The organism is Pseudomonas sp. GW823-FHT02F05 (assembly GCF_058797315.1).
On record NZ_JBXAJM010000010.1, the window covers coordinates 209,191 to 228,882 of the forward strand.

17 protein-coding genes are annotated in these 19,692 nt (G+C 60.1%); 8 read left to right on the forward strand and 9 right to left on the reverse strand.

Annotated features, from left to right (window positions below):
* Positions 1–5: 5 nt before the first annotated feature.
* Together AC1RAC_RS14315 and AC1RAC_RS14320 are read right to left on the reverse strand one after the other, a co-directional pair.
* Positions 6–2,393: a TonB-dependent siderophore receptor gene (locus AC1RAC_RS14315; RefSeq protein WP_492616676.1), complete on the reverse strand. Its 2,388-nt coding sequence runs from the start codon at positions 2,391–2,393 to the stop codon at positions 6–8.
* A gap of 163 nt (positions 2,394–2,556) precedes the next feature.
* A complete protein-coding gene (locus AC1RAC_RS14320; protein ID WP_034127740.1) occupies positions 2,557–4,209 on the reverse strand; it encodes a cyclic peptide export ABC transporter in 1,653 nt (550 codons plus the stop codon).
* 201 nt (positions 4,210–4,410) lie between these two features.
* On the opposite strand from AC1RAC_RS14320, the gene AC1RAC_RS14325 reads away from it, so the two are divergent.
* Entirely contained in the window at positions 4,411–5,238 is an 828-nt protein-coding gene (locus tag AC1RAC_RS14325) for a N(5)-hydroxyornithine transformylase PvdF (protein WP_314544305.1), read from the forward strand.
* Positions 5,239–5,375: 137 nt separating this feature from the next.
* Here the strand turns inward: AC1RAC_RS14325 and pvdO are convergent, their stop codons facing one another.
* From pvdO to pvdM, 3 genes are read right to left on the reverse strand one after another with little or no spacing between them, the layout of a single operon-like run.
* Positions 5,376–6,248: a dihydropyoverdine dehydrogenase gene (gene pvdO / locus AC1RAC_RS14330; RefSeq protein WP_034127738.1), complete on the reverse strand. Its 873-nt coding sequence runs from the start codon at positions 6,246–6,248 to the stop codon at positions 5,376–5,378.
* Positions 6,249–6,277: 29 nt separating this feature from the next.
* Positions 6,278–7,546: a pyoverdine-tailoring periplasmic protein PvdN gene (gene pvdN / locus AC1RAC_RS14335; protein ID WP_492616677.1), complete on the reverse strand. Its 1,269-nt coding sequence runs from the start codon at positions 7,544–7,546 to the stop codon at positions 6,278–6,280.
* An 18-nt stretch (positions 7,547–7,564) separates the two neighbouring features.
* Positions 7,565–8,914 carry a pyoverdine-tailoring dipeptidase-like protein PvdM gene (gene pvdM / locus AC1RAC_RS14340; RefSeq protein WP_492616678.1) on the reverse strand — a complete coding sequence of 450 codons (1,350 nt, stop codon included), beginning with the start codon at positions 8,912–8,914 and terminating at the stop codon, positions 7,565–7,567.
* A 142-nt stretch (positions 8,915–9,056) separates the two neighbouring features.
* Between pvdM and pvdP the strand changes: the two genes are divergently transcribed.
* The gene (gene pvdP, locus AC1RAC_RS14345; protein WP_054918641.1) at positions 9,057–10,685 is read left to right on the forward strand and encodes a pyoverdine maturation tyrosinase PvdP; all 1,629 of its coding nucleotides are present in this window, start codon (positions 9,057–9,059) and stop codon (positions 10,683–10,685) included.
* A gap of 9 nt (positions 10,686–10,694) precedes the next feature.
* Here the strand turns inward: pvdP and AC1RAC_RS14350 are convergent, their stop codons facing one another.
* A complete protein-coding gene (locus AC1RAC_RS14350; RefSeq protein WP_054918639.1) occupies positions 10,695–11,237 on the reverse strand; it encodes a thioesterase family protein in 543 nt (180 codons plus the stop codon).
* 109 nt (positions 11,238–11,346) lie between these two features.
* Here AC1RAC_RS14350 and AC1RAC_RS14355 point away from each other — a divergent pair, with 109 nt between their 5' ends.
* Complete coding sequence (locus AC1RAC_RS14355) at positions 11,347–12,336, forward strand: GlxA family transcriptional regulator (protein WP_054918638.1); 990 nt, start codon at positions 11,347–11,349, stop codon at positions 12,334–12,336.
* A gap of 51 nt (positions 12,337–12,387) precedes the next feature.
* On the opposite strand, the gene AC1RAC_RS14360 is transcribed toward AC1RAC_RS14355, so the two are convergent.
* A complete protein-coding gene (locus AC1RAC_RS14360) occupies positions 12,388–13,818 on the reverse strand; it encodes an aminotransferase-like domain-containing protein (RefSeq protein WP_492616679.1) in 1,431 nt (476 codons plus the stop codon).
* Between the two features lie 158 nt (positions 13,819–13,976).
* On the opposite strand from AC1RAC_RS14360, the gene AC1RAC_RS14365 reads away from it, so the two are divergent.
* The 5 genes from AC1RAC_RS14365 to AC1RAC_RS14385 all read left to right on the forward strand — a co-directional run bounded on the left by AC1RAC_RS14365 (position 13,977) and on the right by AC1RAC_RS14385 (position 18,174).
* Positions 13,977–14,159, forward strand: a complete 183-nt coding sequence (locus AC1RAC_RS14365; protein ID WP_014718115.1) for a rubredoxin — start codon at positions 13,977–13,979, stop codon at positions 14,157–14,159.
* Positions 14,160–14,186: 27 nt separating this feature from the next.
* Positions 14,187–15,056, forward strand: coding sequence for a sugar phosphate isomerase/epimerase family protein (locus AC1RAC_RS14370; protein WP_492616680.1), 870 nt, complete (start codon positions 14,187–14,189; stop codon positions 15,054–15,056).
* Positions 15,057–15,125: 69 nt separating this feature from the next.
* On the forward strand, positions 15,126–15,758 hold the full coding sequence (locus tag AC1RAC_RS14375; RefSeq protein ID WP_034127731.1) for a LysE family translocator: 633 nt from the start codon (positions 15,126–15,128) through the stop codon (positions 15,756–15,758).
* Positions 15,759–15,837: 79 nt separating this feature from the next.
* The gene (locus AC1RAC_RS14380; RefSeq protein WP_060764775.1) at positions 15,838–16,896 is read left to right on the forward strand and encodes a diguanylate cyclase; all 1,059 of its coding nucleotides are present in this window, start codon (positions 15,838–15,840) and stop codon (positions 16,894–16,896) included.
* 48 nt (positions 16,897–16,944) lie between these two features.
* Complete coding sequence (locus AC1RAC_RS14385) at positions 16,945–18,174, forward strand: M20/M25/M40 family metallo-hydrolase (RefSeq protein WP_181124235.1); 1,230 nt, start codon at positions 16,945–16,947, stop codon at positions 18,172–18,174.
* 205 nt (positions 18,175–18,379) lie between these two features.
* Here AC1RAC_RS14385 and AC1RAC_RS14390 read toward each other — a convergent pair whose 3' ends face one another.
* Complete coding sequence (locus AC1RAC_RS14390; protein ID WP_127881656.1) at positions 18,380–18,739, reverse strand: hypothetical protein; 360 nt, start codon at positions 18,737–18,739, stop codon at positions 18,380–18,382.
* Between the two features lie 2 nt (positions 18,740–18,741).
* Positions 18,742–19,692, reverse strand: a 951-nt coding sequence (locus AC1RAC_RS14395) for an RHS repeat domain-containing protein (protein WP_492616681.1), incomplete at its 5' end; no start/stop codon positions are given.

The window sequence follows — 19,692 nt, forward strand, 5'->3', positions numbered from 1 at the left end:
CTGCTTTAGAAGTCCCAGCGAGTGCTGAGCATGAAGTTACGGGGTTCACCATAAGCGGCAGAATTGTAGAAGCCGATGTTGGTGTAATAAGACTTGTCGAAAACGTTGTTGATGTTCAGCGTCGCCGACACGTTTTTAGTGAATTGATAACGGGTCATCAGGTCCACCAACCAGTACGCTTCTTGAGAGAACTCCTCGTAGCCACCACGGGGAGAGTTATAGATATTCTGCCAGCCAACGCTCTGCCAGCGAGCGCCACCGCCAACGGTCAACTTGTCAAGATTACCCTTGAGCTTGTAAGTGGTGTACAGGCTGACCTGGTCTTCGGGTTCGAAAGTGGAAATCTTGACGTCTTTGTCGTCACGCACAATCTTGTGCGTATAGCCAGCCTGGAGCTGCCAGCCCGGAGCCAGTTCGCCGGACATCTCCAGCTCGTACCCCTTCGTCACGGCCTGGGTGCCTTTGAACGCGTAGTTCGAGGGGGTAGGTTTCAAGTTGTTGTAGTCATCGTCCGAAACGGAACGGTTGTCTTCATGGATCTCGAAGTAGGCCGCACTGGCGTTTACACGACCATCCAGGAAGTCGGCCTTTACACCCAACTCCCAATTCTGGCCTTCGTCCGGCTCAAGCAGCTTGTTGTCCCTGTCGCGGTTATAGCTTTCCTGGGGCATGAAAATATCGGTGTAGCTGGCGTAAACCGAGTAGGTGTCATTCAGGTCGTACACCGCACCGACATAAGGTACGAAGCGTCCTGACTCGCGATAGGTAGGGTTGTAGCCGGTCACCGTGTAGTTGACTACCCGGCCACCGAGCAGCAGCTTCAGGTCGTCAGCAAGGTTCAGCCGTGTTGTCATGTACATGCCGGTCTGGCGGACGGTGTCGTCGATTTTCGATTGTGGTTTGCCCCAATCAGGTTGCGGTGCGTTGCCGTGCCAGTTATTGAAGTCCACCAGGTTGGGGGCGAGGTTCCAGTAACCATTGCCATTCCATTCCGAAGCGCTGATGGAACCGCCGAATACCAGTTCATGCTCCCTGCCTCCCAGGCTGAAGGGGCCGCTCACATACAGATCGGCGGAGTCACTGACGGTTTCACCGGTGTATTTGCCCGAAGTCAGCTGTGACTTACCATCCAATCCCGGGGTGTCACCCTGAATGGAACCCATGAGTGCGTGGTAGCCGTTGATCTTGTGATCCAGTTGCAGTTTGGTTATCCAGCCATCCCCCAGGTCGTGCTCCAACATGGCGAAGACGGTGCGGGTGTATTGCTCCCAACTGCTCCAGTCGGCCGCGTTGTTGAACGAGCGCTTGACGTCGTTGCGATTACCCTGGGCGTCGATCAATGGGAAACTGCCCGACCAGGATGAGCCTTTCGGCAGGCTGTCCTGATAATCGCCGCCGACTGTCAGCAGGGTATCGGGAGACAGGTCGAACTCCATGATGCCGTAGTAAGTCGGGCTTTTGCGCTCGTAGCGGTCCATGAACGAGTGTTTGTCCTGATAGGCGGCGACGGCCCGGCCACGGATATTGCCGGTCTCGGTCAGCGGGCCACTCACATCCAACTCGCTGCGGTAGTTGTCCCACGAACCGGCACCCAGCGTGGCATGACCTTGGAACTCAGAGGTCGGCTTTTTGCGTACCAGGTTGATGGTGGCCCCCAGTGAACCAGCACCGGTCAGCAGGCCAGTCGCGCCCTTGAGTACTTCAACACGGTCGTAGATCGCCATGTCGCTCAGCGTGTTCCCCGCCGAGTAAGCCACGTTGCGCGCGGTGGAAGGGATCCCGTCATATTGGAAGTTGTTGATAGAGAAACCACGAGCGTAGTAGTTGCTGCGCTCAGTATCGAAGGCTGAAACGGTAATGCCCGGCGTGTGGCGCATCACGTCGTCGACACTGTTCAGACCAAAGTCGTCCATGTGCTGACGCGTGACCACGGTCACCGATTGCGGGGTTTCCTTGGGCGTCAGGACCAGGCGCGTTGCGGTGGCAATCGAGCCTGGCGTATAGGAGCCGGTATTCTCGGTGACGTTACCCAGCATGTTGCCAGTCACTTGCGTCGGGCTCAGCTCCAGCCCGCCACCGCTGCCAGCAGCAGTGACGGTCAAGGTATTGCCATTGAGGTTATAGGTAGTCTGGCTACCGGCCAGCAATGCAGCTATGGCCTGCTGCGGCTGCATCTTGCCCTTGACGGCGGGGCTGTTCTTGCCCTGCACATCGCCCGGGCTGTAGAGCACTTGCACATTGGTCTGGCGGCCAAATTCCTGCAGTGCGCTCCCCAGCGACTGCGCAGGAATATTCAACTCGATCTCCTGGGCCTGCACATAGGCTGCAATCGGCATCGACACAGCCAACGCCAAGGCACTGGGCAAGAGGTTGATGTTCAGGGCCCGGCGCATAGATAGCGCTTTGCTCAGGGGGCTGAGACCGAGTCGTGCTGGCATGGATGCTTTCTCTTCTATGTTTTAAGTGGGCAATTCTAAGTGTTTATTGAGGTTAGTTCTCATTACCACTAGTGAGACGTTCCTACTTCGCAAAACCGGAAAAAATTATTCCGGTACTTCATGCAGGCTCCATCTCATGCACCACCTGACCGGCGCGCAGGCGCACCAGATGATCGGCGATGTCGAAATAACGATCATCGTGGCTGATCACGATGATGGTCTTGCCCAGGCGTTTGAGGTCCGGCAGCAGCTCGGTGTAGAAGATGCGGCGGAAGGCCGGGTCCTGGTCGGCGGCCCACTCGTCGAACACCAGTACCGGGCGCTCTTCCAGCCAGGCATTGACCAGGGCCAGGCGCTTGCGTTGGCCGGTGGACAGGTCAGTGGTGCTGAACACGCCGTCCTTGACGCTGACCTTGTGCGCGATTTCCAGGCGCTCAAGGTATTTGGTGGCGCTGTCCAGGGACTGGGTGGCGCTGCCTTGTACCAGGTCATCGAACAGGTAATAGTCGGAAAACACTGTGGTAAACAACTGGCGATAATCGTCGCGCTCTGGGTCGGTCACCGCTGTACCGTTGAGCAGGATCTCACCCGCCTGAGGTGGATACAGGCCCAGCAGCAGCTTGATCAGGGTGGTCTTGCCGCTACCATTCTCGCCCACGACAAACACGATATCGCCTTGCTTGATGCTCAGGTTGATCGGCCCCAGGTGGAACGGTTGGCTGCCTTCAACCGCTGGCGGGCTGTAGCTGACGCCGCGCAGTTCAAGGCTGTTGACCACAGGCTTCGGCGCTTCACTGTCGTCCATCAACAAGTGGGGCTCGGGCGAAGAAAAACGTTCCGACAGTTCGCTGATGCGCCCGAAGGCAATCTTCGCCTTGCCAACCACGGGCAAGTAACCCAGCAGGTGCTCCAACGGGCCTTTCATATACAGCAGTACCAGCACGAAGCCGGTAATCACCGTGGGGTCGGGGTTGGGGTTGTAGGCCTGCATCGCCAGGGCCAGGCCGATGACCACGAAGAACAGCATCGAGCCAAAGGTCTTGGCCAGGATATAGATGTTGACTGAACGCACCTGGATATCGCTGATGCGGTCTGCGGTTTCCTGGATGCGGTGGGTGTTCATGCGAAACCGCCGCGGACGGTGCATGCGCAGTTCCTTGGCTCCCGAAGCAATCGCATTGTAGTAACGCTGCAATTCATCTTCGTGGCTGCGGGCCAGATCGAAGCCCTGGATGCCTTTGCCGCCCGCGATGAATTGCACGGCGCTGCCGATGATGATTGCGACCACCATCATCAGGAACATCGGCACGGACAGGTAAGCCAGGTAACCCAGGCATCCCAGGGTAACGGTGGCGGCGATGGCCAGGGGCGTGAAGGCAAAGGAAAAGTCGCTGATGGTGTCCACGTCGTGGGTCAGCACCGGGATCAGGCGGTGAGAGCGATATTGCTCGATCTGCCCGATGGGCGCTGACAGCACCTTTTCACCCAGGTCCTTGCGCAGGGCGGCAATGATCCGTTGCCCGACGTAGTTGGTGCCGATGTCGGAAATGATCGAGCTGACCAGCGCCACCACGCACAACGCGGCGAAGGTCAACACCACACCCTGAGTCATCCCCCCCGCCGAATGCAGGGCATTGTTAATCGTCGCCAACAGCAAGGTAATGGCCAGGCCGCCCGCCATGCCAAGGGCGACGGAGACCGTCACGATGGTGCGAAAGGGCCTGAGCAATGCGAGCAAACCTTTGAAGGCGCCGCGCTTGGGGTCGGTCATAAATACTTCCCGGAAAGTGAAAAGAGGGGGCTGGGCACACAGACCCTTACCCATGACAAACGAAGCTGTGGCGTGACTATTTAGCGCGGCGTGCCGGGCGGTGGCAGTGAGCGATAAATTGCCCGGGGCCTGGTTCGTTCTTGTTCTGTAGGCGCACGTGTATCAATGCCGTGCGTGGCCCTTTGAGCGAGAGCGAAACACATGACGAAAAAGAACCTGGTGTATGTCTGGTCCCTGAGAAATGCCGCCGCCGACAAGGCGGGGCAGCCGGTGGCCTATAAAGACCACGAGCGCTATATGAAATCGGTGCTGGAGTTTCTGGTGGGCTCGCTCAACGACACGTCGCTGGGCGAGGCTTACAACCTCGTAGGCGTGGTGTATGACGACGATGAGCACAACCCGCGGGACCAGCAGTTGGTGGCGGACTACGGCTTCGCCTACCAGCCGGGTCGCCAGTGGCTGTACCCGGCGGACTTGCGTGTGCAGGGCACGTTGGTCAACGACCTGCTGCTCAGCGTGCCGTCGACCTATCGTCGTCTGCCACGAGGCAGCGCCGAACATGTCGCCGGCAAGCAGGATTTCGAGCGTCGGCTGCATGACACCCTGGTGGAGTTGAAGGCTGACATCGTGGTGCTGGATGGTTTGCTGGTGATCCTCGACGAACTGGTGCGCCCGGGTGCGCCGTTTGCGCGGCGCATCATGAACATTCATCCGGGCATCACTCGCATCGAATCGCCTTACGAACGCCGTGGGGCGTACGCCACCTGGAATGCGCTGTACGGCGCACGTGGGCAGGCGATCACCGACTGGGCAACCAAAGCGACTCAGGCGTGCGAGCCGTTGTATTGGACCGGTGCGTCATTCCACTACGTGGATAACGGCATCGACTCGGGAGAGGTGTTTCACGACGTGCTCAAGACCCAGATTTCGCCCGAAGACACCATCCTTGAGTTGCGCTGGAACAACTTCAACAACAGCCTGTTCCCGGCGCTGCATGAAGGCTTGGAGCTGTTGGCCAAACAAGGCTGAACCTGCGGACGCTAGCCCTGTAGGAGCGAGCTTGCTCGCGAAAAACGTCAACGATGACGCGTGCTTCCTGAGTACACGCGGCGTTTATGAGTTTTTCGCGAGCAAGAACTAGGCGTCCCCCTCGCTCCTACAAGGTATTAGAGCTCGCGCACGACCCGAAAGCCGATCCAGTCCCCGCGAGTCTGCGGGTAGATGTTGTTGCGATTGCCCGAGCGTGAAAACACCGGCGCCTCGCCCCAGTCATTACCACGGATCTGGTAGGCCTCGCAGTTGGGCTCCACCCAGGCGCTGCCATCAGTTGGCGCGCCGACGTAGTTCGGATGCTCGCAATCAGCCACCCGCTCATACACATTGCCGTGCATGTCATACATGCCAAAGGCATTCGGGGGGTAACTGCCCACGGGCGACGAATAGCTGTAGCCGTCCGCCGGGCCGTAGGTGTTGGCGTGCTGGGCGATGCTGTAGCCCTTGCCTTCGTCGAACGGGAAGGGGAACGGGCCGGTGGTGCCGGCGCGGGCGGCGTATTCGCGTTGGGCTTCGCTGACCATCTGGTACGTGTGCCCGGTCTTCTTCGACAGCCAGCTCACGTACTGCTTGATGTCGTCCATGTCCATGCACACCGCCGGCTGCCGTGGCCCCTGGGGATAGCGCGGCTTGCTGGCGATGCATTCGCGGCCGGGGCGGTCGTCGCCATTGGCGATCTTGACCCCGGTCTGGCGCACGTAGCTGTCCCATTCGCCGGCGGTGACATGGAAGCGGCTCATGGCGAACGGCTTGGCGAAGGTCACCTCGTGCATCGGGCCTTCGTCAGGCTCGCGGCCCACTTCGTCGTCCGGCGTACCCATGGTGAAGGTGCCGGCGGGAAGCACCACCATTTCCGGGCAGTCCTTGCAGTCTTTGAAGACCTTGCCCGGTTGTGGGGCAGCGGCCTGGGCCAGGCCGGGCAGCAGGGCGCCGCACAGGGCGGTGAGTGCCAATGCGGTGAGCGGTTTGAGTCGGGATGGCATCATGGAGGCGTCTCGTTCAAAGGGAAAAGGGGTCATAACCGCTGGCTCAGCAGGGTCATGAAGCGCTGGATCTCATCGGAGTTGTTAAGCAGGCCCGGCGAGGTGCGAATCACCGGGCCAACGTCACGGTCCACCGCGTCCACCACCACGCGGTTTTTCATCAGGTAGGCCGCGACGGCATCGCTGTTCTGATCCTTGACCCGAAAGAAAGTGAATCCGGCTGACAGGTCGGGGCTGCGCGGTGTCACCAGTTCGATCTGCGGGTGGGCCAGCAGTTGGTCCTTGAGTTCGGTGTTGAGGGCATGGATACGTGCCTGCACCGGCGCCTTGCCCAGTTGCAGGTGCAACTTGAAGGCTTCGTCGGCGGCCCAGCGATGTTCGAAGGCGTGGTAGCCGCCGGGCGTCATGGTCGTGGCGAAGTTTTTGTCTTCGGAGAAGGTCGGAATCATCGGTGTGACGTATTTGTTTTCGGTCTCGCGGGCGCATACCAGGCCGGTGCCGCGCGGGCCGAACATCCATTTGTGAGTGCCAGCGATGAAGAAGTCGCAGTGCATAGCGGGGAAGTCGAGGTCTTCCACGCCGAAGCCGTGCACACCATCGACGATATAGAGCAGGCGGTCCGGCTCGTCGCGGTTGCGGTTGTGTTCGTCCACCAGCTTGCCGATCTCACCGATGGGCAGTTTTACGCCGCTGCCGGATTGCACCCAGGTCATGCCCAGTACACGGGTGTTGGGGCGAATGTTGCGCTGGATGTTGCCCAGCACTTCATCGGCCGAGACCTGATTGGGGTTTTTGAACAGGCGTATCTTGCGAACCTGGGTGTGCTCCTTGCGTACCCGGAAGTCCAGGCTGAACGCGGTGGCGTAATGCTCATGCACCGTGGTGAGGATTTCCTGGTCGGCGCGCACCTTGATCCCGCCATAGATCATCGCCAGCCCTTCGGACGTGCTGCCGGTGAGGGCGATCTGCGCTGGCGTGGCGTTCAGGTAGCGGCCGGCCCACTCGCGTACCTGGCCCTCACGCTTCCAGGTTTCCTGCAGGTCCCAGTCCATGGCCAGGCCAGGGTTGCGGTCGATCTGTTGGCGGTAGCGTTCGATGGCCTCGCGCACGGGCCTGGGGTGCGAGGCCACCAGAAAGTTGGAAAAGTGCAGGTAATTGGGGTCCTGGTTGAACAGTTGCTTCAATCCCGTCCATGGGTCGTTCGTAACAGCGGCTACTGCCTGAGGCAGCAACGCGGTGCCCAGCGGCAGGCTCGCGGCAAAGACGCCGGCCTGCTTGAGAAATGTACGGCGGTCGGTCATGGACTTACTTCGTGGTGGTTAGCGATTGGCCAATGGCTTGGCGGCTTTTTGTACTTGGTCCCACACCCGCAGGAAGTTGCCTCCCCACAGCTTGGCGATATCGGCTTCGGAGTAGCCGCGCTGGATCAGTTCGGCAGTGACGTTGCGCACCTCGCCGACGTTCTCCCAGCCCTGGAGGCCGCCGCCGTCGTTGAAGTCCGAGGCAATGCCGACATGATCGATGCCGATCTTGCGCACGGTGTAGTCGATGGCGTCGCCCAGGTCCTTGAGGGTGGCCTTGGGTTCTTCCTCGAGAATGCCGTACAGCGCGCTGGCGTATTGGCCGAAGCGTTGCTCGGGCCAGGCGGCAATGATTGCATCGCCGGGCATCAGGGCCATGGCCAGGTTGGGCAGTGGCGGCAGGTCGAAGCGTGCGCGCAAGGTATTGAGCTTGTCCTGGGTCGGCTGGCTCAAGGGGCGCAGGTAGGTGGGGAAACCCACCACTTGCACCACGCCGCCGCTGTTCTTGATCAGTTGCAGCTCCTTGTCGCTGAGGTTGCGCGGGATGTCCACCGATGCCCGTGGCGCCGAGTGGGACGCCACCATCGGCGTGCGGCTCAACTGCGCGACTTGCTCCAGGGCCTTGGTCGACATCTGCGACACGTCGATGATCACCCCCAGGTCATTGAGGCGATGCACCGCTTGCTGGCCGATAGGCGACAGGCCCTCGAGGGCATCGGTGGAGTCATTGAAGAACGGCAGCGGGCGCGACGAGTCGGACCAGGCGTTATTGCCGATGTAGCTGAACCCGAACATGCGCATGCCGCGTGCGGCCCACAAGTCCAGCTGGTTGAGGTCATTGCCCAAGGGGTAGGCGTTGAGCATGCTGATAAAAATCGCGAACTTGCCTTCGCCGTGCAGGCGGCGCATATCGTCCGGTGTGTAGGCAATGCCCACCTGGTTGGGAAAGTCACGCACCATGCCGGAGATGATCTTGTAGCGCACTTCCTGCTCGTGCCGGGCCTCTTCGACAAAACCGTCGGTGGGCTTGTGTGGGGCGTTGGCGCCGTTCCAGATTTCCGGCCAGCCGAAGATCGTCAGCGCGGCGCCCGACAATCGGCCGCGGGCGGCCTTGGCCAGGTCGAACTGGCCGCTGCCATCCTTGTCGGCCTCGTTGCCCGCCGTGCCGAAATCCAGGGGCAGGGTGATGTGGCTGTCGAACGACAACAGGCGGTCCTGCATTTCATTGGCCTGTTTGATCACCTCCAGCGGGTAGCCGGCGTTGCCCTTGAACCACTGATCCCAGACCAGGAAACCAGCCCCGGCGCCGATAGCCAGGGCCAGCGGCAGGCCAATATACAGCGCCTTTTTCGAACGTGATTTTGTCATTGCCATCTCAGTCAGTTGAGGCCTTTGCTATCAGGGAAGAACGAGCGATGACGGGGGAAATTTAGGTGGCGGGGGCGGGGCGGTAAATTTCATCGGGTTGCAAACGTTCTAGCTCTGATCAAGCCGTTTCCTAAGGTAGCCAATGACAATCTCTCGACGTGGGTTCATCGCAGGCCTGGCGCTGACCGGTGCAGCCGTGCCCGCGGCCTTTTATGCCCATCGCGAGTTGACACGGGAAGAAGAGTTTCCCATCACCCCCGGCGAAGCCACGGTCGACCTCGCTGACACCCAGGGCCAGCACCTGGCGAACACCCTGCGGGGCGTCTGGAGCCTGCGCCTGGAAGGCCGCGATGCTGGCCTTGCGGGCCTGCCGCTGCATGGCCTGGAGTTGCTGCTGGACATCGCTCCCCGTGGGCGTGGCCTGCGCGGTTACCTGGACACCGCCGAGCAGTTGCGCGCTGAAGGCGAGCCGCGCTACCGGGTCTTGGGTGATGTGCTGACGGGCGAGGGCGCCGTGCTCTATTGGCGCTTGATCGACCGCGATTCAGCCGGCGGCGTGCCGGCCTATGAATTCAAGATGACCCTGGATGAAGTCTGGGCCGATTTCGGCAATGCCGGCAGCGCCACCCTCAGCGGGCACATCCTCGACCTTGAGCGGCGCCTGGCGCTGACCGAACGCGACAACCGTTTTATCGCCCACAAACAACTGTTCCCCGAAGCCCGCCAGCGCATCGGCCTCAACCCGACCTTGCTGGCCTGGCTGATTTCTCCCGAGCACCGCCTGTTTCACCAACTGTGGCACGCCACCCGCGACCAATGGCACAAGCTCTCCGAAGAAAAACGCGAGGCCCTGCGCGGCATCGGCTGGCAACCGGGGCCCCGTGGTCAGGAACGCGACGCCCGCGGCAAGCGCAAGGACCGTAATGGTTCGGGCATCGACTTCTTCTTCATGCACCGCCACATGCTCGGCACCGCACGTTCCATGCAGGACTTGCCCTCCTGGCCGCAATTCCCCGAGCCGCAACCGCCGTTGGAGCGGGATCGCCTGGGCTTCGTGCGCTACTTCGACAACCACGACGGTTTCGCACTGCCGCCCTGTTGGTCAGCGCCAGATGACGCCGACTACACCCAGTGGGTCAGCGATATCAAGGCGGCCGAGACCTACCACAGCAACTTCCAGGTGTGGGAATCCCAATACCGCGACCCGCGCTACCTGGCCCAGTTGACCCTGGGCCAACTGGGCTCGGAAATGGAGCTGGGCCTGCACGATTGGCTGCATATGCGCTGGGCCTCGGTGCCCCGCGACCCGTCCAACGGCGCCCCGGTCCCCTTCGCCCGTGACCCCGCGGACTTTGCCGCACGTTGGTATGCGCCGGAGAACGACTTTCTGGGCGACCCGTTTTCATCCCATGTGAACCCGGTGTTCTGGCATTTCCACGGCTGGATCGATGACCGCATCGAAGACTGGTTTCGTGCCCACGAGCGCTTCAACCCAGGCGAGGTGAGCCGACTGGAAGTCAACGGCGTAGCCTGGTTTGCGCCAGGTCGCTGGGTGGAAATAGGTGACCCGTGGCTGGGCCCGGACACCCACGGCTGCAGCACCACGCCGGGGCTGCAACAGGGGCGCTCGATGGAAATGGACCCGGAGATCATGAAGCTGGCCCTGCGCATTACCTTCGGTGCCGATGAAGAGCTGCTCAAGGGGCTGTTCAAACGTGTGCCGCAACGGCCATGGTATGCGCGGCATCTGAAACTCAAACGCGAGGCTTAGCAGGGGGTTTTAAACCTGCTCTTCCTCGCGCAATTGCGCACTCATCTCATCGCAACTGCGTGCCCAGTCGCTCAACCATTGCGGCATCGGCGGTGAGGTCTCGTCCAAGCCCAACTCGCGGATGAATTCGGCCGGGGGCAGGGTGCCCTTGGCGGATCGAAACAGCCCACGCATCACCACCACGCCGACCACCCGCCCATTGCTGACGAAGCGGTGCTCCATCAGGTTCCACTTGTGGTCCCAGCCGAGAATGCGAGTGTGCACTTCGAATACTTCGAACAGTTTCAATTCCCGGCGAAACTTGCCCCAGGTATCGCCGACTATCGGCATGGCCTTGTGGCGCAGTGCCACGCGAAAGGCGCCGGTGCGCAGCACAAAATCCATGCGCGCCACATCGGCCAGGGTGAAATACCGGCCATTGGTGACATGCCGGTTCAGGTCCAGGTCCAGCGGCCAGACCCGCATGCGCACCACCGTGGTAGCCAGGCCGTGAACCGGTTTGCGCCAGGGGCGGCGCAACAGCATGTGCAGTAATCGAAACCAGAGATTCATAAAAACGCCAGACAGTTGATCAATGGCCGCACTGTACGGGGGCGGAATCGGCTAAGGTAGATGCGTAAATGACTTATTACATGCGAAAAGTGCAAGCCGGAGTTTTTACATGCATGTCACCTTGCTCCTGGCGGATCAATGTTCCGCTGCCAGTGCCACCCTGGCCATGGAGATGCTCAGTGCGGCCAATCTGTTCGCTGACAGCCCGCCGTTTGAGGTGATGCTCGCGTCTATGGACGGCCAACCGGTGACAGCATGGGGCGGGCAGCGCTTGCAGGTGCAGGGCTCACTGGCGCAGATCGCGCACACCGACCTGGTGCTGATTCCCGGGTTTCTCTTTACCCTCAAGGAGGCTATGCCGACGTTTGCTGCCTACGGCCCCTGGTTGCGTGAGCAGCATGGGCAGGGCGCCGTGTTGGCGTCGATGTGCACGGCGGCCTTCATGCTGGCCGAGACCGGGCTATTGCACGGCTTGCGTGCGACGACTCACTGGGCATTTGCCGGGTTCTTCCGGCGTCGATATGCCCAGGTCAGCCTGGATGAGGGGCAGATCCTTTGCGAAGACAATCGCCTGATCACGTGCGGGGGCGCTACGGCGGCGATGGACTTGATGCTGCACCTGATCCGCCGTTTCGGCTCGCCGGAGTTGGCTCATACCTGCGGCAAGTACTTGCTGATCGATGCCGGCCGCACCGAGCAGTCGGCCTACGCGATGTGGTCGCTGCCCAAAAGCCACGGTGATGCGCAGATTTTGCGTGTGCAGCATTGGTTGGAGCAGCACTTTGCGCAGTCAATGGTGATCGATGAGGTGGCCCGGCGCTTTGGTTTTGGCGTGCGTAATTTCAAGCGGCGTTTCAAGGATGCCACTGGTTGTACGCCGATTGGCTACCTGCAAACCCTGCGCCTGGAACGAGCCAAGCAGATGCTGGAGTCAACACGCATGACCCTCGCCAGCATCACGTATGCCGTGGGCTATGAGGACAGCAACTCGTTTCGGCGTCTGTTCCAGCAACGGGTGGGGATGCTGCCGGCGGCGTATCGCAAGAAGTTCCTGGTTGCCCAGGGCGACGCCTATGTACCTGACGCACCGAGGTCCTGACCTGCCTTGATGCCGGTCAGGTAGGCAGGCGCGCTGCATCGTGGTCGTGTATCACTTTTTTGCGCGGGGATTGCTTTGTGCAACACCGTGCAGCAATAGCGCCTCAAACACCCGCTGTACCCGTGGTTCGTCGCTGTGGGCCACATTGAAGCGCATTGAGTCGCGGTGGGCCGGGTCGTAGCCGAAGAGCGCGCCAGGTGCCAGTACCATGCTGCGTTTCAGGGCCTCCTGGGCCAGGAGTTCGCCGTTCACGCCAGGCGGCAGGCGTGCCCAGATGAACATCCCGCCTTCATACGCCATGGGCAGTTCGCACCCGCAGCGCTTGAGCCATTGTTCGACGCGCCCACCGGCTTCCATCAGGCGCTGCACCATGCGTTTGCGGTGCTTGGCGTAACTGCCTTCGCTGAGCATGCGGTAGACGATCTGTTCGAACAGTTCCGAGGTGACGCCGCCGCTCATCAATTTCATGTTGGTCAGGTTGGCGGCCAGTTGCGGAGCGGCCACCACATAGCTGACGCGGGCGTTGGCGCTCAGGATTTTCGAGAACCCCGACAGGTAGGTAACCTGGTCCAGCCCGGCGACGGCGGCCAGGCGTGGTGGAGGGTTGGGGTGCAGGTCGCCGTAGAGGTCGTCCTCGACGATGTGGCAGTGGTACTGCTGGGTCAGTTGCAACAGGCGAAACGCTTGGCTGGGGCTGAAGGAGTGGCCGGTGGGGTTGTGCAACACGCTGGTGGTCAGATACAGGCTGGGGCGGTGTTCGGCCAGCAGCTGTTCGAGGGCGCTGAAGTCAAAGCCGTCGGGGCGGCGTGCAATGGTGATGACCTTGACGCCGTGCAGCGCCAGGTTGGCGTGGAAGTTGAAGTAGCACGGCGCGTCGAGCAGCACCGTGTCGCCGGGGCGTGCGAGCAGGCGCATGAGCATGTCCAGGCCCTGCACGGTATTGGGTGTGGTGATGATCTGTTCCACCGGTACCGACAAGCCTTCACCGTGCAGTTTCTGTTGCAGCGCCTGGCGCAACGGCAACAGCCCCGCCGGCGTGCCCAGCCCGGCGATACGCAGTGACGGCGCACGCACTACGCTGCGCATGGCCTGGCGGATCGCTTCGCCATTGAGCCAGTCCTCCGGCAAGTGCCCGCCACCGGGGCGCAGTTCGCCACTGGCGGTGGCCAAGGGCCGGCGCAATACGCTGAGCAGGTCTTGGGGCAATAGGTCCACCCAGGTCACTGAGGCAGGGCGGGTGCTGTCCATCGCCACGAAGTAGCCGCGGCCCTGGCTCGAGGTGAGCAGGTGGCGACCGCGCAGGCGGTCCAGTGCCTCATTGAGAGTGAACTTGCTGACGCCGAGGACCTGGGTCAGTTCACGCACGGATGGCAGTTTGCTGCCCGGTGCCCATTCGCCATTTTCGATGGCCAGGCTGAACGCCTCGACGATCTGCTGGACCTTGGGCGTGCCTTCTACGAAAGCGATGGCGGATACAAACATGACGCGTCCTTGTGTTTGCCGGTGCTTTTACCGGTGAAGTTAGGCCGGATTAGGCACCACTTTACCTGCCTTGCGCAATGCCACTCCCCTAGACTGCGCGGCATCTCGCCTGGAGATGGCGATATTTCCTACACCTGAGCAATGGATTTTGCATTTCCATGAAGACTTATATGTGCGCACCCTGCGGTTTTATGTACGTAGAAGAACTGGGTATTCCGGAGGACGGAATTCCCGCAGGCACCCCTTGGGAAGAGGTGCCTGAAGATTGGACATGCCCGGATTGCGGCGTGACCAAGGCCGATTTCATGGCCATCAATCTTCCTGAACGTCAATTCGCCTGACACTCCATCAACGAAAGGAATCGTCCCATGAACAGCAAACTGATCAACGCCACCGTCCCGTTCTGCACCGGTGTGGCCCACCAGAAATACCTGGGCGCCGAAAAGGGCCTGCAAACCGCCATCGAAGGTGACTGCACCCACTGGTACATCGACGGCAGCCTGTTCGGCGAAATGGTCGATGACTGGACCGAGGCGCGTATCGAGAGCCTGCAGGGGCAAATCGCGGCCACGGGGGTCAAGCCGGTTTTCCATGGCAACTTCAAAGCGCCGTTGGGCAGTGATGTCGAAGCCTTCCGTAGTGCGGCTGTGGAGTACGTCAAAAAAGAAATCGACATCGCCAGCCGCCTGGGCGCGCCGTTGATCATTCACGGTGGTTGCATCGTCGAGCCGAAAATGGTGCTGATGGCCAAGAAGGTTGCCCTGGAGCATTACCTCAAGTCGGTGCAGGAACTGGCGCGCTATGCCGAGGCCAAGGGCACGGATATCTACTTGGAGAACCTGTCCAACTATGTCAACTATCGGCCGTTCCACTACATCTTTACCCATGAAGCCGAATACGCCTTTGTGTTCGAGCGCCTGCAAGCCCATAGCAATGTGTATTTCTTCCTCGATGCCGGCCACGCCAACATCGAGAACGGCCTGCCGGCAGAAGTGGTGCGCAAATACCACCACTTGATCAAGGGCATTTCCTTCAGCAACAACAACGGCGTGCAAGACCAGCACTTCGGCATCCATGACGGCAACTGCGATTACGCCGATGTGCTGCAGGCCATTGTCGAGACCAACTGGAAGGGGCTGGTCGCGTTTGAAACCCGCAACCAGACCGCCAAGGCTGCCCTGGCTGACCTGGCGGTGATGTACCGCGACTCCCTGACCACCGAAATCGCTGTCGCCTGATCGGCCGGGGGCGAGCGCTGGCCGCGTTCGCCCTGTTGCTGCTGTTTCTTTTTATTCAAGGTGCTGGCCATGACAAGTGCGTTAACCCTGTCTTCATTTCTCTACTTTCTGTTGTTTTGCGCCACCATGACCTTCAGTCCGGGCCCGATGACGTTGCTGTTGTTGAGCCTGGGCTTGAAGGACGGCCTGCGCAGTTCGATCCCGGCGCAGGTCGGCGCCAGTGTGTCGTACCTGATTTCGATCCTGATCTTTGCCGTCGGCTTCTCGGAATTGATCAAGGGCAACCTCGCCATTACCCAGACCATCCAGTTTGTCGGGGTGGCCTACATTCTTTACCTGGCCTACAAGCAGTGGACCAGCAGCGGCGTGTCGATCAACAACGCCGACAAGGTCGAGGGGGCGCGCAGCCTGTTTGGCAAAGGGCTGTTGACCGGGTTTTCCAACCCCAAGACCATCATCATGTTCAGCGCCGTGTTCCCGCAGTTTGCCGGCGCCGGTGAACACAGTTCGGCGGCGGACATCGCCATCCTTGGCCTGACCTTCCTGCTGCTGCAATTTGCCAGCGGCTGCCTGTATTGCTATTTCGGCCAGCGCATCAAACACGTGCTGGAAAACCCCAAGCGGCGGGTGTTGTTGCAGCGAATCACGGCCGTGTTGCTGCTGGGCGTCGCCTTGATGCTGGCGCGTGGGTTTTCGCACTGAAGTATTAGCCAATAAGCGGTAGTGGCGATTTGACGTCGCCCTGATAGACTCCAGGCATTCACCCAGGATCGCCCCCACCATGCCAGCCGTCGGAGGAAAAGGACTTCCGCTCGCTTTGCGCTTGTACAAATCTCGCGTGCTGGGGCTGACGCTCGGCTTTGTGTGCGTGGCGTTCGGCATGTATCCGTTGAATCCGTCCCTGTGGGTGTGGGCCTGGATGCTGATCAATGCCTTTGCGTGGCCGCACCTGGCTTTTCAATGTTCTTTGCGCTCGGCCAATACCTTGCGCAGCGAACGCCGCAGCCTGCTGTTCGATTCCTTTTGCGGTGGGTTCTGGGTTGGCGCAATGCACTTCAACCCGCTGCCCAGCGTCACCACCCTGTCGATGATGAGCATGAACAACGTCGCCATCGGCGGGCCGCGTTTCCTGTTCGCGGGTTGGGTGGCGCAGGCACTGGGGCTGGGCACCGCGTTGCTGCTGTTCACACCAGGATTTATCGCCGTGACCACCCAGGCCCAGCTGTATGCCTGCCTGCCGATCCTGATGCTGTATCCCCTGGCCCTGGGCTGGATCTGCTACCGCCAGGCCGTCACCTTGGCCCGCCACAAACGTGAACTGCTGGCCTTGAGCCGCACCGACAGCCTGTCGGGCCTGCTCAACCACGGCGCCTGGAAGGACCATCTGGACCTCGAGTTTCAACGCTGCCGCCGTGGCCCGGGCGGTGCCGCCATCGCGTTGATCGACATCGACCACTTCAAGACCATCAACGACACCTACGGCCATGTGACCGGCGATATCGTCCTGCGCCAACTGAGCAAGGTGCTGCGCCAGAACCTGCGCACCAACGACCTGGCCGGGCGCTATGGCGGTGATGAGTTCTGCGTGATCCTGCCAGACATGCCCCTCAACCGTGCCACCGAGGTGATGGAGGCCTTGCGCGGTCGCTTCAACGCCTTGGCCTACGCCCAGGACCCGACACTGCGAGTGAGCCTGAGCATCGGCCTGGCGCCGTACCAGCCGAGCCACGCCGACTCCATCAGTTGGCTCAACGATGCCGACCAGGCGCTGTACGAAGCCAAGAGCAGCGGGCGCAACCGGGTCAGTTCGGTACAGGGCAGTTGGTTGCGGTCAGTTTAGTGGGGTAGGGTGGCGGGGCACCCTCCAACAAAAAACAAGGATCGGTCCATGCTCTTCACCTTCCCGCGTACCCTTTTGGCCGCTACCCTGGCCTTGTCTTTCAGCCTGCCGGCCTACAGCGCCGAGCCTCATAAACAGATCCAGCAACAGGCCGAACAATACAAGGCCGAAGCCTTGAAGCTGCTGGAGCGCCTGGTGAATATCGACTCGGGTTCAGGCTACGAGCCGGGCCTGACCCAAGTGCGCGATATCGCCGTGGATGAGTTGAAACAGTTGGGTTTCACCATCGAATTGGTGCCGGATAAAGCCGCCAACAATAGCCATGTGGTCGCCACCCTCAAAGGCACCGGCGAGGCCAAGATCCTGCTGATGGCCCATATGGACACCGTATTCAAGGAAGGCTCGGCTGCCGAGCGCCCCTTCCACATCAAGGACGGCCGCGCCTACGGCCCCGGCGTGATGGATGACAAGGGCGGCATCGTTGCGGGCATCTATGCGCTCAAGGTCCTCAAAAGCCAGGGCTTCAAGGATTACGCGCAGATCACCTTCCTGCTCGACGCCAGCGAAGAAACCGGCTCCGACGCCGCCTCCGAACTGATCCGCAACACTGCCAAAGGCCACGACGTGACCCTGAACCTGGAACCCGGCCGCCCCGCCGACGGCCTGGTGGTGTGGCGCAAAGGCAGCGCCACCGCGGTGGTCGAAGTCAAAGGCAAGGCCGCCCACGCCGGCGTCGCCCCGGAACTGGGACGCAACGCCGCCATGGAAGCCGCGCACCAGATCCTGCAACTGGGCAAACTCGGCGATGAAGACAAGAAAACCACCATCAACTTCACCGTGCTCAAGGCCGGTGACCGCACCAACGTTATCCCTGACCAAGCCACCGCCAAGGCCGACGTGCGTGCGGCCTTGCCGGAAGAGTTCGACCGGATCGAGAAAGACCTGGCCCGGGTTTCAGCCAACAAATTGATCCCGGAAACCGAAGTGAACACCAGCCTGCAGCGGGGCCTGCCACCGATGCCGCAGACAGCCGAGTCGGATAAGTTGGTAGCGATAGCCCAAGGGATTTATGGCGAACTGGGACGCAAGTTGACTATCGAAGGCAGCGGCGGCGCGGCGGATGCCAGCTTGTCCGCCGGTGTAGGCACGCCGACGCTGGATGGGTTTGGGATAGTGGGGGGCAATATTCACACGGCGGAGGAATATGCCGAGGTGGAGAGTGTGGTGCCGCGGGTTTATTTGTTGAGTCGGATGATCATGGAGCTTTCCAAGCGCTGATCAGAACACTGGATTGCAGAACGAATCGGGTTTGAATGGGGGAGGAGTCCCCGTCCGGCAAACGCAGATCCCCTGTAGCGGGCTTGCCCGCGAAGGCGGTGTGTCAGTCGCTGCATGTGTTACTGCACTACCGCTTTCGCAGGCAAGCCAGCTCCCACATTTGATCTTTGTTGTTTGAGCGTTGTGTTCGCTTTGTTTTGTTGGATTACTCGTCTGCTGTCGCTTCAGCGTGATAACGAATTAGACATTCAAGTAATGTTCTCATAAAGGCTCTTTTGTCGATGATTTCATCTTCGAAGTAAGTGTCGAAAAGGTAGAAGACTGAGTCGAAATTTTCGTCGGTTAAAAGATAATGCTTAATGGTTTCTATGAACCAACTCTGCTCCTCTGACGTATACGTGTAAAACTCTGGCTTGGTTAAAGCATCGAAAAGCTCTGTTAGCTCTCTTGGGTTGTTAATATTTTTTGATGCGATGATTTCTTCTCTTTCGAAATTTCTAGTGTTTTCGATGCAGTAGGTAAATAACAATCCTTTAAGGATTGATAGTTGCGGTTGTCTTTTCATTTTTAAAAGTCCGTATAAGCAGTAATGGGTTTGCCGTCTTCATTCAAATGCACAACGGCTTTTTTCTGTTTTCCATATTCTAATCCATCCCTTTTATACCCTTCGCCTATAACCTTCCCCATATCCATTGATGCAGGAACCGCTGCTCGGCCATTGAGCTTGAAAATTAAAATTGCCCGGTCAATCGCATTTAATTGGTCTCTATGAGTCAGGAAATGTGTGGCGGCACTCGGAGGTCTTGGCTGTCCGGCTCTCCTGCCTCTTTCGAACGTTTCTATTTCCCCTGTGGTTGGGTTCCTGGCTGTTATCACTCGTTCTAGCTGAGACGCTAGTGACGTCTGCGCACCATGTTTTTCTAAAAAGTGTGCCCCTGGAATTGACGCTTCAAGCTCTGATAATCGCCGATGAGCATTTGATTCTGCTAGCTCATCAATTCTCGCCTGCCGCTGCGCGCGGGTCAGTCGCGGTAGGGCCGGTTCTCCATGGTTAACACTTGCCGCAGGGTTTTGGGCGCTATTACTGGGTTTACACCCATCACCGCCAGGGCATGAATTCAAGCCTAGCGGGTCTACCCATCCCGTGGGATTGGGCACATACCGGTACCCATTGATCCCACCCGCCAACCTCACCGGGTCCGGTGTCAGGTAACGACCAATATCCGGATTGTAGTAGCGATGGCGGTTGTAGTGCAGTCCGCTTTCCGCATCGAAATACTGGCCTTGAAACCGCAGCGGATTGTCGACCTTGCCCACGTCGAGCCGGGCGATCTGGCCGTAGGCGCGGTAGTGGGCGGACCAGACGATTTCGCCTTCAGGGCTGGTCAGTTCCTGCGGGGTGCCGAGGTGGTCGAGTTGGTAGTGGTAGGGCGTGGTTTCTTTTGGGCCGAAACCTTCCAACAGCGCCAATGGGCGGAAGCTGTCGGGTTCGTAGAGGTAGCTGCGATGGCGCTCTGC